General features: G+C 68.0%; 14 protein-coding genes. 2 read left to right on the top strand and 12 right to left on the bottom strand.

The features are described 5' to 3' along the window. Window positions 1-79 precede the first annotated feature (79 nt). Complete coding sequence (locus tag EV657_RS10555; protein WP_134077855.1) at window positions 80-1,558, bottom strand: AMP nucleosidase; 1,479 nt, start codon at window positions 1,556-1,558, stop codon at window positions 80-82. Window positions 1,559-1,700: 142 nt separating this feature from the next. Here EV657_RS10555 and EV657_RS10550 point away from each other — a divergent pair, with 142 nt between their 5' ends. After that, window positions 1,701-2,561, top strand: a complete 861-nt coding sequence (locus EV657_RS10550) for an SDR family oxidoreductase (RefSeq protein WP_134077854.1) — start codon at window positions 1,701-1,703, stop codon at window positions 2,559-2,561. Window positions 2,562-2,564: 3 nt separating this feature from the next. On the opposite strand, the gene dxs is transcribed toward EV657_RS10550, so the two are convergent. The 6 genes from dxs to EV657_RS10520 are packed head-to-tail and all read right to left on the bottom strand — an operon-like array spanning window position 2,565 to window position 7,849. Beyond that, the gene (dxs, locus tag EV657_RS10545) at window positions 2,565-4,496 is read right to left on the bottom strand and encodes a 1-deoxy-D-xylulose-5-phosphate synthase (protein ID WP_134077853.1); all 1,932 of its coding nucleotides are present in this window, start codon (window positions 4,494-4,496) and stop codon (window positions 2,565-2,567) included. Between the two features lie 32 nt (window positions 4,497-4,528). Then, the gene (locus EV657_RS10540) at window positions 4,529-5,398 is read right to left on the bottom strand and encodes a polyprenyl synthetase family protein (protein ID WP_134077852.1); all 870 of its coding nucleotides are present in this window, start codon (window positions 5,396-5,398) and stop codon (window positions 4,529-4,531) included. Window positions 5,399-5,403: 5 nt separating this feature from the next. Continuing rightward, window positions 5,404-5,646, bottom strand: coding sequence for an exodeoxyribonuclease VII small subunit (locus EV657_RS10535; protein ID WP_075783922.1), 243 nt, complete (start codon window positions 5,644-5,646; stop codon window positions 5,404-5,406). Further along, window positions 5,643-6,578 (bottom strand): histone deacetylase family protein, encoded by a 936-nt coding sequence (locus EV657_RS10530; RefSeq protein ID WP_134077851.1) that lies wholly within the window; start codon window positions 6,576-6,578, stop codon window positions 5,643-5,645. The genes EV657_RS10535 and EV657_RS10530 overlap by 4 nt, the downstream gene beginning before the upstream one ends. Window positions 6,579-6,632: 54 nt before the next feature. Continuing rightward, the gene (locus EV657_RS10525) at window positions 6,633-7,334 is read right to left on the bottom strand and encodes a response regulator (protein ID WP_134077850.1); all 702 of its coding nucleotides are present in this window, start codon (window positions 7,332-7,334) and stop codon (window positions 6,633-6,635) included. Beyond that, window positions 7,334-7,849, bottom strand: a complete 516-nt coding sequence (locus EV657_RS10520; RefSeq protein ID WP_134077849.1) for a MarR family winged helix-turn-helix transcriptional regulator — start codon at window positions 7,847-7,849, stop codon at window positions 7,334-7,336. Before EV657_RS10520 ends, EV657_RS10525 begins: the two co-directional genes overlap by 1 nt. A gap of 182 nt (window positions 7,850-8,031) precedes the next feature. On the opposite strand from EV657_RS10520, the gene EV657_RS10515 reads away from it, so the two are divergent. Next, entirely contained in the window at window positions 8,032-8,898 is an 867-nt protein-coding gene (locus EV657_RS10515; protein WP_075783926.1) for a branched-chain amino acid aminotransferase, read from the top strand. 22 nt (window positions 8,899-8,920) lie between these two features. Here EV657_RS10515 and EV657_RS10510 read toward each other — a convergent pair whose 3' ends face one another. The 5 genes from EV657_RS10510 to EV657_RS10490 all read right to left on the bottom strand — a co-directional run bounded on the left by EV657_RS10510 (window position 8,921) and on the right by EV657_RS10490 (window position 13,042). Next, complete coding sequence (locus EV657_RS10510; protein WP_134077848.1) at window positions 8,921-9,847, bottom strand: DMT family transporter; 927 nt, start codon at window positions 9,845-9,847, stop codon at window positions 8,921-8,923. 97 nt (window positions 9,848-9,944) lie between these two features. Beyond that, window positions 9,945-10,985, bottom strand: a complete 1,041-nt coding sequence (gene queG / locus EV657_RS10505; protein ID WP_279587387.1) for a tRNA epoxyqueuosine(34) reductase QueG — start codon at window positions 10,983-10,985, stop codon at window positions 9,945-9,947. Continuing rightward, window positions 10,982-11,647, bottom strand: a complete 666-nt coding sequence (gene fzlA, locus EV657_RS10500; protein ID WP_075783928.1) for an FtsZ-binding protein FzlA — start codon at window positions 11,645-11,647, stop codon at window positions 10,982-10,984. Before fzlA ends, queG begins: the two co-directional genes overlap by 4 nt. Window positions 11,648-11,702: 55 nt before the next feature. Next, window positions 11,703-12,446, bottom strand: coding sequence for a monofunctional biosynthetic peptidoglycan transglycosylase (gene mtgA, locus EV657_RS10495; protein WP_113669224.1), 744 nt, complete (start codon window positions 12,444-12,446; stop codon window positions 11,703-11,705). Window positions 12,447-12,535: 89 nt separating this feature from the next. After that, on the bottom strand, window positions 12,536-13,042 hold the full coding sequence (locus EV657_RS10490) for a DUF1269 domain-containing protein (RefSeq protein ID WP_108028683.1): 507 nt from the start codon (window positions 13,040-13,042) through the stop codon (window positions 12,536-12,538). Window positions 13,043-13,088: the final 46 nt, after the last annotated feature.

Raw genomic sequence — 13,088 nt, 5'->3', positions numbered from 1 at the left:
GAATTTGGCGTTCTTTCCTGTTTTCGTCCGCGCCCGACCAGATTGCCGCGGCCTCGGCGGCACGGCCGCTCTGCCCGGATCAGAGGAATGCGGTTTCCTCGAAACTGCGCAGTTTCCGGCTGTGGATGCGTTCCAGCGGCATGTCGCGCAAAAGCTCCATCGCCCGGACCCCGATCGCCAGATGCCGCGCGACCTGGGTCTTGTAGAAGGCCGAGGCCATGCCGGGCAGCTTCAGCTCGCCATGCAGGGGCCGGTCCGACACGCAAAGCAGCGTGCCGTAGGGCACCCGGAAGCGAAAGCCGTTGGCGGCGATGGTGGCGCTTTCCATGTCGAGCGCGATGGCGCGGGATTGCGACAGCCGCTGCACCGGGCCGGTCTGATCGGACAGTTCCCAGTTGCGGTTGTCGATGGTGGCCACGGTGCCCGTGCGCATGATCCGCTTCAGCTCGTAGCCTTCCAGCCGGGTGATTTCCTCGACCGCATCTTCCAGCGCGACCTGAATCTCGGCCAGCGCCGGGATCGGCACCCAGAGAGGCAGGTCGTTGTCGAGCACGTGATCCTCGCGCAGATAGCCATGGGCCAGCACGAAATCGCCCAGACGCTGCGAATTGCGCAGGCCCGCGCAATGGCCCACCATCAGCCAGGCATGCGGACGCAGCACCGCGATATGATCGGTCGCGGTCTTCGCATTCGAGGGGCCCACGCCGATATTGACCAGCGTGATCCCCTGCCCGTCGGCGCGCTTGAGGTGATACGAGGGCATCTGCGGCAGCTTGGCGGGCACCGGCATCGGCGCGTCGGGGGCCGCAATCTCGGCATTGCCGGGCCCGACCAGCGCGGTATAGCCGCTGGCCGGATCGGCAAGCGCCTGCCGGGCCAGCGCCTCGAATTCCTCGACATAGAACTGGTAGTTGGTGAACAGGACGTGGTTCTGGAAATGCTCGGGCGCGGTCGCGGTGTAATGTTCGAGCCGGGCCAGCGAGTAATCCACCCGCTGCGCGGTGAAGGGCGCCAGCGGACGCGCGACGCCATCGGGCTGGGCCAGCGTGCCGTTGACGATGTCGTCATTGGTGGTGGTCAGGTCCGGCACGTCGAAAAGATCGCGCAGCGGCACCTCCAGCGCGCCGTCCTGCGGCACCGTCACCCCGGCGCTGCCCATCGCGAAATGGATCGGGATCGGCGTGGCCGAGGGGCCGATCACCACCGGCTGGCCGTGATTTTCCAGAAGCAGGCCGATCTGCTGGCGCAGGTAATTGGCGAAAAGATCGGGCCGGGTGACGGTGGTGGCATAGGTGCCGGGCTCGGCGACATGCCCGAAGGACAGGCGGCTGTCGACCTGGGCATAGCTGACGGTGGACACGCGGATCTCTGGATAGACAGCACGAAACCGCGCGCGGGGGGCCTCCCCGGACAGGATCTCGGCAAAGCGCGCCCTGAGAAACCCGGTCGCGGTTTCGTAAAGCGCGACCAGACGCTCGACCGCGGCGGCCGCATCGGTGAAGGCCTCGGGCGCGGGCAGGTCGGGGCTTGAGAGGGGCGGGTCGCTGTAGTCCGGCATGGGCGGGTCTCCGGTCGGCTGGGTCGGGGGACGGGGTTGGGCCAAGTGTCACCCTTCGCGCCCGGGGTGCAAGCCCCGCCAGCAATCCGGGCTGGCCGAGAGCCCCCTTGCCAGACGCCGCCCCGGGCCCGATCTATGGGACATGACAAAGACGCTTCTTTCCATCGGGCATGGGTATTCCGCCCGCGAGCTTGCGCAGAGCCTCGGACCGGGCTGGCGCGTGATCGGCACCAGCCGCAGCCCCGAGGGCGCCGAGACACTTCGGCAGACGGGCATCGAGGCCCGGGTCTGGCCCGGCGAAGACATTGGCCCCGATCTGGCAGCGGCCACGCACCTTCTGACCTCGGTGCCGCCCGGGGCGTCGGGCGACCCGGTGCTGGCAACCCTTGGCGAGACGTTGCGCGAGGCCCGCCATCTGCGCTGGGTCGGGTATCTCTCGACCACGGGCGTCTATGGCGATCATGGCGGCGGCTGGGTCGATGAAACGACACCGCTGACGCCCGCGACATCGCGCGGCGCGGCCCGGGTCGCGGCCGAGGCAGGCTGGGCCGCGCTGGGTTTGCCGCTGCATATCTTCCGGCTGGCGGGGATTTACGGGCCGGGGCGCTCGCCGCTCGACCGGGTGCGCGAGGGCCGCGCCCAGCGCATCGTCAAGGACGGTCAGGTGTTCTCGCGCATCCATGTCGCGGATATCGCCCAGGTGCTGACCGCCTCGATGGCCGCCCCCGATCCCGGCGCGATCTACAACCTCGCCGATGACGAGCCGGCGCCCCCCGAAGACGTGATCGCCTTTGCCGCCGAAATGCTGGGCCTGCCGGTGCCGCCCGCCATTCCCTTCGAAGAGGCCGATCTGAGCCCCATGGCCCGCAGCTTCTACGCCGAATCCAAACGGGTGCGGAACGACCGGATCAAGACCGACCTCGGCATCCATCTGCGCCATCCCGACTATCGCGCCGGGCTGGCAGCCTTGCTGGAAACCGAACGCGCCGCGACCATGGGCTAGGCCTCAAGCCCGCAGCGCGGCCTGCGCGGCCGAGCCCGACAGCACCTCGCGCACCTTGGCCTCGATATCGGCCGCGTTCAGCCGGGCCTCGGCATACATCGCCTCGGCGCTGGCATGGTCGATGAAGGTATCGGGCAGCACCATCGAGCGGAACTTGAGCCCGTTGTCGAAGACGCCCCGCTCGGCCAGAAGCTGCGCCACATGGCTGCCGAAGCCGCCGATGGCGCCCTCCTCGATGGTGATCAGCGCCTCATGCTCGCGGGCCAGTCGCAGGATCAGGTCCTCGTCCAGCGGCTTGGCGAAACGGGCATCGGCGATGGTGGGCTCGATCCCTTCGGCGGCCAGCGCCTGGGCGGCCTCGCGGACTTCCTTCAGCCGGGTCCCGAAGCTCAGGAGTGCCACGCGCTTGCCCTCCTGGATGATGCGGCCCTTGCCGATTTCAAGCGGCACGCCCTTCTCGGGCAGCTCGACGCCGACACCCTCGCCGCGCGGATAGCGGAAGGCGATGGGGCCCTCGTCATGGGCGACGGCGGTGGCGACCATATGCACAAGCTCGGCCTCGTCCGCGGCGGCCATCACCACCATCCCCGGCAGGTTCGCCAGGAAGGCGGTGTCGAAGGCGCCCGCATGGGTCGCTCCGTCGGCGCCCACCAGCCCGGCGCGGTCGATGGCGAAGCGCACCGGCAGACGCTGGATCGCGACGTCATGGACGATCTGGTCATAACCGCGCTGCAGGAAGGTGGAATAGATCGCACAGAAGGGTTTCTGCCCGCCCGCCGCCAGCCCGGCCGAGAAGGTCACGGCATGCTGTTCGGCGATGCCCACGTCGAAGATGCGTTCGGGGAAGCGCTCGGCGAAAAGGTTCAGACCGGTGCCGTCGGGCATCGCCGCGGTGACGGCCACCACCTTGCGGTCGGCACGCGCCTCGCGGATCAGCGCCTCGGCGAAGACCTTGGTATAGCTTGGCGCATTGGCGGGGGTCTTCTTCTGAACCCCGGTCGCGATATCGAATTTCGAGACGCCATGGCCGCAATCGGGCGCGGTCTCGGCGGGCGCATAGCCCTTGCCCTTCTTGGTGATGGCGTGGATCAGCATCGGCCCGGTGGCGCGGGTCTTGACCGTCCTTAGGATCGCCAGAAGCTGCTCGAGATCGTGGCCATCGACGGGGCCGACATAGGAAAAGCCCAGCTCCTCGAACAGCGTGCCGCCGACGGTGACCTGCTTGACCAGATCCTTGGCGCGCCTGGCGCCTTCCTGGAAGGGCTCGGGCAGGTGCTTGATCGCGCCCTTGGCAATGGACTTGAATTCCTGGAACGGGGCGCCCGCGTAAAGCCGGTTCAGATAGCGCGACATGGCACCGACGGGCGGTGCGATCGACATCTCGTTGTCGTTCAGGATCACGATCAGCCGCTTGCCCAGATGGCCCGCATGGTTCAGCGCCTCATAGGCCATCCCGGCCGAGAGCGAGCCGTCGCCGATCACCGCGATGGCATCGCCGACGCCCGCTTCGGGCGCGGTGCCCAGATCGCGGGCGACGGCATAGCCCAGCGCCGCCGAGATCGAGGTCGAGCTGTGCCCGGCCCCGAAGGCGTCATATTCGCTTTCCGAGCGCTTGCAGAAGCCCGACAGCCCGCCCTGCTGGCGCAGGGTGCGGATGCGGTCGCGGCGCCCGGTCAGGATCTTGTGCGGATAGCACTGATGGCTGACATCCCAGATCAGCTTGTCGCGGGGCGTGTCGAAGACCGCATGCAGCGCGACCGTCAGTTCGACCACGCCCAGACCCGCGCCCAGATGCCCGCCGGTTTCGGACACGGCCGAAACCACCTCTTGCCGCAATTCATGGGCGACCTGCTTCAGCTGGTCGTCGGACAGGCCCTTCAGATCGGCCGGACAGCAGACCTTGTCGAGAAGCGGAGTGATCGGCCGGTTGCTCACTGGGACAGCCCTCCTGGGGCGCGGTTACGCGTTCATGACTCTCGAGCGATAACGAAGCGCGCCGCCTGCTTCAAGGTTTCCGCCCCCTCTCCGAAGGGCGACAAGGCGTCCTCGGCCTCTTCGACCAGCGCCTTTGCGCGGGCCTTGGCGCCGTCGAGCCCCAGAAGCGACACGAAGGTCGCCTTGCCGGCCTCGGCATCCTTGTGGACCCGCTTGCCGGTCTTGGCGGCGTCGCCCTCGACATCGAGAATGTCGTCGGCGATCTGGAAGGCCAGCCCCAGCGCAGTCGAATAGGCGGTCAGGGGCGCGATGTCGGCGCGGGCCAGACGTGCGCCCGCCTCGGCCGACCAGCGGATCAGCGCGCCGGTCTTGTTGGCCTGCAGCTCGGTGATTTCCTCGAGGCTCAGCGGCCGCCCGGCGGTTTCGGCGGCGATGTCCTGGGCCTGGCCCAGCACCATGCCGTCGATGCCCGAGGCCTTGGCCAGCGAGGCCACCAGGTCGATCCTGACCGCCGGATCGGCATGGCAGGAGGGCCCGGCCAGCAGATCGAAAGCCAGTGTCTGCAGCGCGTCGCCGGTCAGAAGCGCGGTGCCATCGTCCCATTTGACATGGACGGTGGGCTGGCCCCGGCGCAGGTCGTCATCGTCCATGCAGGGCATGTCGTCATGCACAAGACTGTAGGCATGCAATGCCTCGACCGCGGCGGCGGCATCGACGGCCGCCTCGGGCGCGATGCCGTAAAGCCCCGCGGACTCGATCACCAGAAAGCCGCGAAGCCGCTTGCCGCCCGAAACGGCATAGCGCATCGCATGGGTCACGGGCTGGTCCGCGGCGCCCTCAAGGGCCGCGCTCAAACGCGCCTCGATCCGCTCGGCGGCGGATGTCAGACTGGACTGGAACATGTTCGTCAAAGACCTTCGGCCGGTTTCGTCCCGGTGGGATTGCCCGCGGCGTCAAGCGTCATCGCCTCGATCTTGGCCTCGGCATCCCGGAGCTTGGTTTCGCAGTGCTTGCGAAGCTTCATCGCGTGCTCGGACAGCGCGATCGAGTCCTCGAGCGGCACGTCGCCGCGTTCAAGCGCGGCCACGGCCTCTTCCAGAGCCCGCATCGCCTCTTCGAAGGTCATTTCCCCGACCGGCTTTTCCGTCATGCCCCCCGCTCCATCAGCACCGCCACATGGGCCGCCACAGAGGCCGCCAGGGCTTCAAGATCATATCCGCCCTCCAGTGTCGAGACCAGCCGACGCCCCGAATGGGCCTCCGCGATGTCGCAGAGCCGCTGGGTGATCCAGGCGAAATCCGCCGTGCCCCAGGCCAGCTGCGCCAGCGGGTCGGCGGCATGGGCGTCGAACCCGGCCGAGACCAGCACCAGCTCGGGCGCGAAGGCGTCGAGCCGGGGCAATGCATGGGCCTCGATCTCGGCCCGGAAGCGGCGGCCGTCGCTCATCGGCGGCAGCGGCAGGTTCAGCACGTTGCCCGCGGCGCCGGTTTCCTCGGCCGCGCCGGTGCCCGGGTAAAGCGGCATCTGGTGGGTCGAGACGAACAGAACGCGCGGGTCGTCCCACAGCACGTCCTGGGTCCCGTTGCCATGGTGAACATCGAAATCGACCACCGCGACGCGCGACAGCCCGTGCCGGTCGAGCGCATATCTGGCGGCGATGGCGACGGTCGAGAACAGGCAGAAGCCCATGGCGCGGGCGGTTTCGGCGTGATGGCCGGGCGGGCGCACCGCGACGAAGGCATTGGCGGCCTCGCCTGCCATCACCATGTCGACCGCCCGAAGCGCGCCGCCCACCGCCCGCAGCGCCGCCCGGAACGAACCGGGCGACATGTGCGTATCGGGGTCGAGCGCCACCGTGCCCTCGGCCGGGCCGGCTGCCTTGACCTTGTCGACATAGCCCTGCGGATGGGCGCGCAGCAGTTCGGCCTCGTCGGCCAGCGGGGCGTCCTCGCGCAAGAGACCGGCGAAGCCTTCGGTCGTCAGCGCCTCGGCCACGGCGCGCAGCCGGTCCACCCGTTCGGCATGGCCGGGCGGGGTGACATGGTCCAGACAGTCGGAATGGGTCAAGAGGGCCGTTGTCATGGGCCGAGGCTACGCGGGCGATCCGCGACGGGGCAAGCCCGAATGACCGCCGGGTCAGTCCGGTGCCAGCATGTAGCCTTCGCCCCGCACCGTCTGCAGATAGCGGGGCTGTTTCGGGTCGCTTTCGATCTTGCGCCGCAGACGGGTGATCTGCACGTCGACCGCGCGCTCCTGCGCCTGCCCGCCGTCGCGCGCCAGTTCCTCGACCAGACGCGAGCGGCTGACCGCCTCGCCGGGATTGGCCGAAAAGATCCGCATCAGCTGGGCCTCGGTCGCGGTCAGGCGCACCCTCTCGTCGCCCAGCCAAAGCTCGCCGCGGCCGACATCGTAGCGCACCGGCCCCAGATGCAGGACCTTGGGCAGGTCGATCTCGGACCGGATCTGCGGCACCCGGCGCAGGATCGCGTTGATCCTCAGCAGCAGTTCCTTCGGCTCGAACGGCTTCGGCAGATAGTCGTCGGCCCCGGCCTCAAGCCCCCGGATCCGGTCCGAGGTCTCGCCCCGCGCGGTCAACAGCAGGATCGGCGTCGCGATCCGCTGGCGCAGCGCCCGGGTCAGCGCGATGCCATCCTCGCCCGGCATCATCACGTCAAGCACGATCAGGTCGAATTCGAGCCCCTGCAGCAGCTTGCGCGCATGATCGGCATCGCGCGCGATGCTGACCCAGAAGCCGTTGCGCATCAGGAACTTGCGCAACAGCTCGCGGATCCGTTCGTCGTCATCGACGATCAGCAGGTGAATGTCGGCCTCGCCCATCATGCGCCGCGTTCGGTGATCCGGTGGAAATGCCGGCGCATCTCGGGGTCCATCATCGCCTCGAGCACCTGCCGGAACCCGGCCACGGCAGCGGGGCCCGCGGCGCGATAGGCGTCGCGCATCCGCGCGCGCTGGGCATCGGACAGCTGATGTTCCAGCTCCAGCCCGGCCTCGGTCAGATACAGGTGGCGTTCGCGCTTGTCGCGGTGTCCGACCCGGCTTTCGACCAGCCCGTCCTCGATCAGCGAGCGCAGCACCCGGTTCAGCGACTGCTTGGTCACGCCCAGGATCGACAGGAGGTTGTTGACCGTGGTGCCGGGCGCCCGGTGGATGAAGTGGATCGCCCGGTGATGGGCCCGGCCATAGCCCTTTTCCTCGAGAATCCGGTCGGGATCGGCGGTAAAGCCGCGATAGGCGAAGAACATCGCCTCGATTCCCTTGCGAAGCTGCTCGTCCGTCAGGAACAGCAGGCTCTCGCCGCTCTTCTGCGCAACCGCTGGTGCGATCTGGGCCATGGCTCCCTCCCTCTTCGCATCGTGACCGAATTTTCAGCGATCTTATGTCAGCCTTGTTGACTTTCCAAGACTCAACTGATAGCGAGCGGTGAATTTTACGCAATATTATGTCCGATACGGGCCTAAGCAGCGCAATTTTCGCAAATCGCAACCCCAGAGGGGAAAAGAAAAGGACAAAGGCCATGACTGGCTACGACGACCGCGACGGCGTTATCTGGATGGATGGGAAACTGGTGCCGTGGCGCGACGCCAATGTGCACATCCTGACCCATGCCCTGCATTACGCCTCGGCGGTATTCGAAGGCGAGCGGGCCTATGGCGGAAAGATCTTCAAGTCGCGCGAGCATTCCGAACGCCTGAGACGGTCGGCCAACATGCTGGACTTCGAGATCCCCTATACGGTCGACCAGATCGAGGACGCCAAGGCCGAGGTGATGAAGGCGAACGGGATGACCGACTGCTATGTGCGTCCGCTGGCGTGGCGCGGGTCGGGCCCGGACATGGGCGTGGCCTCGGAACAGAACCCGGTCCGGATGGCGGTCGCCGTCTGGGAATGGGGCGCCTATTACGGGGCGGCCAAGATGAAGGGCGCCAAGCTCGACATTTCCAAATGGAAGCGCCCGAGCCCCGAAACCGTGCCGAGCCAGGCCAAGGCATCGGGGCTTTACATGATCTGCACCATGTCCAAGCACGCCGCCCATGCCAAGGGCTGCACCGACGCGATGATGTTCGACTATCGCGGCTATGTGGCCGAGGCGACCGGCGCGAACATCTTCTTCGTCAAGGACGGCGAGGTGCATACGCCCAAGGCCGACTGTTTCCTGAACGGGCTGACCCGTCAGACCGTGATCGAGCTGCTGCACGACAAGCAGATCAAGGTGCATGAGCGGCATATCGAGGCCTCGGAACTGGAAGGCTTCGAACAATGCTGGCTGACCGGCACTGCGGCCGAGGTGACCCCGGTGGCCGAGATCGGCGACTATAATTTCGAGGTCGGCGCGCTGACCCACGACATCGCCGAGACCTACGAAAAGCACGTCCGCGCCTGAGGCGCGGACCGGGTCGCGCGCATCAGCCCTGGGGGGTGACCCCCTTGCGCGCGCGGCCCCGCTCCAGCCCCAGCTGGCGTTCGCGCCAGATGATGAAGACGCCGGCCGCGATGATCAGCCCGGCGCCAATCAGCACCACCGGCGTCGGCGCCTCGGCGAAGACGAAATAGCCGATGACCAGCGCCAGCAGCATCGAGGCATAGTCGAAGGGCGCCACCAGCCCGGCCTCGGCGAAGCGATAGGCCGAGGTCAGGCAGATCTGCGCCACGCCGCCGAGCAGACCCGCCGCCACCAGCATCGTCGCGTCCCAGACAGACGGAACCACCCAGCCCAGCGGGATCGTGAACAGCGACAGCACGGTCGAGGTCACCGAGAACCAGAACACGATGGCCGAGGTCCGCTCGGTCTGCACCAGCTTGCGCACGAAGACCTGGGCCAGCGCCGCGGCGGCAGCCCCGGCCAGCGCGACGATGGCGCCAAGCGACTCGGCGGCGTCCATCCGGTCACCGCCGAAGGCCGACAGCCGCGGGCTGAGCACGACCACCACGCCGACAAGCCCCAGCGCCACCGCCGACAGCCGGAACAGCCGCACCTTCTCGCCGAGGAACATCGCCGCGAAGATCACGACAAGCAGCGGCGCGGCAAAGCCGATGGCGGTGGCCTCGGGCAGCGGCAGGATGCCCAGCGCGGCGAAGTTCAGCCCCATCGCGGTGCCGCCCACCAGCCCGCGCCACAGATGCCCCATCGGATCGCCCGTGCGCAGCCCCGCCCCAAGCTGCCCGGTCGCGCCCAGCCACACCAGGATCACCGGCAGTGCGAAAAGCGAGCGGAAGAACACCGTTTCGCCGGGCGGTACCCCATGTTCGGCCGCGGCCTTGATCAGCGCCGACATCACCACGAACAGCGTGACGGAGATGAGTTTCAGGCCGATGGCGCGGGCAGGATTCATGGGCTGGGCTCGGGTCAGCAGGGGGGCGGCATTTTGTCCATAGACCCGACACACCGCTTTTAGAAGCGTTTTCCCGAAGGACTTGCCCGGCCGCCGGTCAGGCGTCTTTCAGCCGGGCCAGCGCCCAGCGCGCGGCCTCGGCCACCGTGGCATCCGGGTCGTCCGTCAACGGCCCGACCGCCGCCGCCAGAACCGGATCGCCGGAATTGCCGATGGCATAGCAGACATTCCGCACGAAGCGGTCGCGCCCGATCCGCTTGATCGGCGAGCCGGAAAACCGCTCGCGAAAGGCCGTATCGTCGAGCGCCGCGAGGTCCGCCAGCGGCGGTTCGACCAGATCGGGGCGCGCGGCGTATTTCGCCTCGGTCGCGGCGACGGCGAACTTGTTCCAGGGACAGACGCCGAGGCAATCGTCGCAGCCATAGATCCGGTTGCCCAGAAGCGGCCGCAGCGCCGGGTCGACCGGCCCCTTGTGCTCGATCGTCAGGTAGGAAATGCAGCGCCGCGCATCGAGCTGGAAGGGCGCGGGAAAGGCCCCCGTGGGGCAGGCGTCAAGACAGGCGGTGCATTGGCCGCAATGCTGGGTCTCGGGCGCGTCGGGCGGCAGCTCGATCGTGGTGAAGATCGCGCCCAGGAAGAACCAGTTGCCAAGGCTGCGGCCCAGCAGGTTCGTGTGCTTGCCCTGCCAGCCCAGCCCCGCCGCCTGGGCCAGCGGCTTTTCCATCACCGGGGCGGTATCGACGAAGACCTTGATCCGGTGGCCCGGCGCCTCGTCCAGCAGCCAGCGCCCGAGCCGCTTCAGCCGCTTTTTCAGGACGTCGTGATAGTCGCGGTTCTGGGCATAGACCGAAATCGCCGCGCGGTCGGGCCGGTCCAGCGCCGCCAGCGGGTCATGGGTCTGGGTATAAGGCTCGGCGACCATCACCACGGACCGCACCTCGGGCCAGAGCGCCGCCGGATCGCCGCGCCAGCCCATCCGCTCGGCCATCCAGCCCATCTGGCCATGGCGCCCCCTGGCCACGAATTCGGCCAGCCGCCCGGCCGCCTCGGGGATCGCATCGGGCCGGCAGACCCCCATCGCGGCCAGCCCCTCGTCGCGGGCCCGGGCGGCGAGGCGGTCTTTCAGCGCCGCGCTCAAAAGTCGAGATTCGCGTAATGCCTGGGCGGCGGGAAGCCCGGCACCTGATCGGCCAGGATATTGCGGAAGGCGGGGCGCGACTTGATCTTGGCGTACCAGTCCTTGACCGCCGCGTTCCGGTTCCAGTCCACGTCCGAGATGTAGTCGAGGCAGGACAGATGCGCCGCCGCCGCGAAATCGGCCAGCGTCATCACATCGCCCGCCAGCCAGCGGCGCTGATCCAGAAGCCAGCCCATGTAGTCGAGGTGAAACTTGATCGCCGCCGCCCCCGCCTTGACGTTGCGGCTGTCGGGATAGCCCGACTTGGTGACCTTCTTGTTCACCCGCTCATACAGCAGCTTCGAGGTCACCTCGTGGTGGAACTTGTCGTCGAACCAGCAGACCAGCCGCCGCGCCTCGCAGCGCTCGACCGGGCCGCCGGGCAGCAGTTTGGGGTCGGGATAGACCTCGTCGAGAAATTCGCAGATCGCCTGGCTTTCGGCCATCGTGCGGCCGTCCATCCGCAGCACCGGCACCTTGCCGGCCGGGTTGCGCCGCATGAAATCGGCGTCGCGTTCCCAGTAGCGTTCCTCCACCAGTTCGACCTCGATCCGCTTCTCGGCCATCACCAGGCGGACCTTGCGGCAGAAGGGCGACAACGGCATGTGGTAGAGACGGTTCATTCGGACGTCCTGACGGTTGACCTGACGGCCTTCATGGCCCCTCGGCCCCCGATTTTCAACTCTCGAAACAGTTCGACCGGCCATCGGCCCGGATCGTGGCGGCGCCCTCCTCGACCTGCGCGGCCCGGCGCCGAAGCGTCGGCGACAGATGCGCGGGATCGCGCTCTTTCGGGTTGGGCAGCAACACCGCCAGCCGCGCGGCCTGGGCCGGGGTCAGCCTGGCGGGCGGGATGCCGTAATAATGCCAGGCGGCGGCGTCGATGCCAAAGACGCCCTCGCCGAACTCGGCCACGTTCAGATAGACCTCGAGGATACGACGCTTGGACCAGGTCAGTTCGACCAGCGGCGTCAGCACCGCCTCGAGCGCCTTGCGCGGCCAGCTGCGGCCCTGCCAGAGATAGACGTTCTTGACGGTCTGCTGGCTGATGGTCGAGGCGCCATAGCTGCCACCGGCCTCAAGCGCGCCGCGGATCGCGCCCATGTCGAACCCCCAATGCAGGCAGAAATTCGCGTCTTCGGCGGCCACCGCCGCGCGCTGCATCACCGGCGCGATGTCGCGCATCCGTGCCCATTGCTGGTCGATCTCGCCCAGGCGCATGCGTTCGGACATCATGGTGGGGGTGGTTGGCGGGTTGATGAGGCTTGGCGCGACCAGCCCGAGGGCCACGAGCGCGAGACCCGCAAGGGCCCCGCGCCGGGCCGTGCGGCGCAGGCGCCGGGCCAGCGGCAGGGGGGAGGCCGCAACCTTCGGCGCGCGCCGCGCAGTCTTCTTTCCGGTGCTCTTCGTCGCCTTTGCCATGCCCGCGTGATAGCCGAGCCCGCAGCGCTTGGCCACCGCCCCGCAAGGCCCGTCGTTGCCGGGGCGCCGCGGCGACGAGAGCCCCGGGGTCAGGCCACCTTGTCGCGGGTCCGCTCAAGCACCTCGCGCAGCGTTGCCTCGTCTTCCTTCGACAGCGAGGTGCGCAGGATGCGGCCCTCGGCATCGACCTCGCGCAGACGCTCGATCACGCGGTCACCGGTCGCCTTGCGCACCAGGACGAACAGCGCCGAACTGCCGGGGGTCAGTTTCTCGCCCAGCTCCTTCATGAAATCGTCGTCGATTCCGATGTCGCTGAGCGCGCCGCCGATGGCGCCTGCGCCCGCGCCCACCGCGAGCCCCAGGAGCGGGTTGAGGAACAGAAGCCCGATCAGAAGCCCCCAGAACGACCCGCCCACGGCGCCCGCCGCGGTCAGGTTCACCGCCTGGTGCAGCTTCACCTTGCCCTCGTCGTTGCGGGTCACGACGACCACGTCCTCCATGTCGAGCAGGTAATCCTTCTGCATCCGGACCAGTTCGCCCCGCATGTCGAAGGCCTTGCTTTCATCGTCGAAGGCCACGGCAATCAGATCGGCCATTTCAACCTCCTTTTACAGTTTCAATTACCAAAGGAGGTGGGGCCGC

Source organism: Rhodovulum visakhapatnamense, assembly GCF_004365965.1.
GTDB classification, from domain to species: Bacteria; Pseudomonadota; Alphaproteobacteria; order Rhodobacterales; family Rhodobacteraceae; genus Rhodovulum; species Rhodovulum visakhapatnamense.
This window is presented reverse-complemented; position numbering and strand designations above follow the sequence as displayed.

Excerpts from the sequence above, each read along its gene's own strand:
- EV657_RS10555 (WP_134077855.1), bottom strand. The coding sequence starts at position 1,558 with ATGCCGGACTACAGCGACCCGCCCCTCTCAAGCCCCGACCTGCCCGCG.
- EV657_RS10525 (WP_134077850.1), bottom strand. The coding sequence starts at position 7,334 with ATGGGCGAGGCCGACATTCACCTGCTGATCGTCGATGACGACGAACGG.
- EV657_RS10535 (WP_075783922.1), bottom strand. The coding sequence starts at position 5,646 with ATGACGGAAAAGCCGGTCGGGGAAATGACCTTCGAAGAGGCGATGCGG.
- EV657_RS10515 (WP_075783926.1), top strand. The coding sequence starts at position 8,032 with ATGACTGGCTACGACGACCGCGACGGCGTTATCTGGATGGATGGGAAA.
- EV657_RS10510 (WP_134077848.1), bottom strand. The coding sequence starts at position 9,847 with ATGAATCCTGCCCGCGCCATCGGCCTGAAACTCATCTCCGTCACGCTG.
- EV657_RS10530 (WP_134077851.1), bottom strand. The coding sequence starts at position 6,578 with ATGACAACGGCCCTCTTGACCCATTCCGACTGTCTGGACCATGTCACC.
- EV657_RS10520 (WP_134077849.1), bottom strand. The coding sequence starts at position 7,849 with ATGGCCCAGATCGCACCAGCGGTTGCGCAGAAGAGCGGCGAGAGCCTG.
- EV657_RS10550 (WP_134077854.1), top strand. The coding sequence starts at position 1,701 with ATGACAAAGACGCTTCTTTCCATCGGGCATGGGTATTCCGCCCGCGAG.
- fzlA (WP_075783928.1), bottom strand. The coding sequence starts at position 11,647 with ATGAACCGTCTCTACCACATGCCGTTGTCGCCCTTCTGCCGCAAGGTC.
- EV657_RS10540 (WP_134077852.1), bottom strand. The coding sequence starts at position 5,398 with ATGTTCCAGTCCAGTCTGACATCCGCCGCCGAGCGGATCGAGGCGCGT.
- EV657_RS10490 (WP_108028683.1), bottom strand. The coding sequence starts at position 13,042 with ATGGCCGATCTGATTGCCGTGGCCTTCGACGATGAAAGCAAGGCCTTC.
- mtgA (WP_113669224.1), bottom strand. The coding sequence starts at position 12,446 with ATGGCAAAGGCGACGAAGAGCACCGGAAAGAAGACTGCGCGGCGCGCG.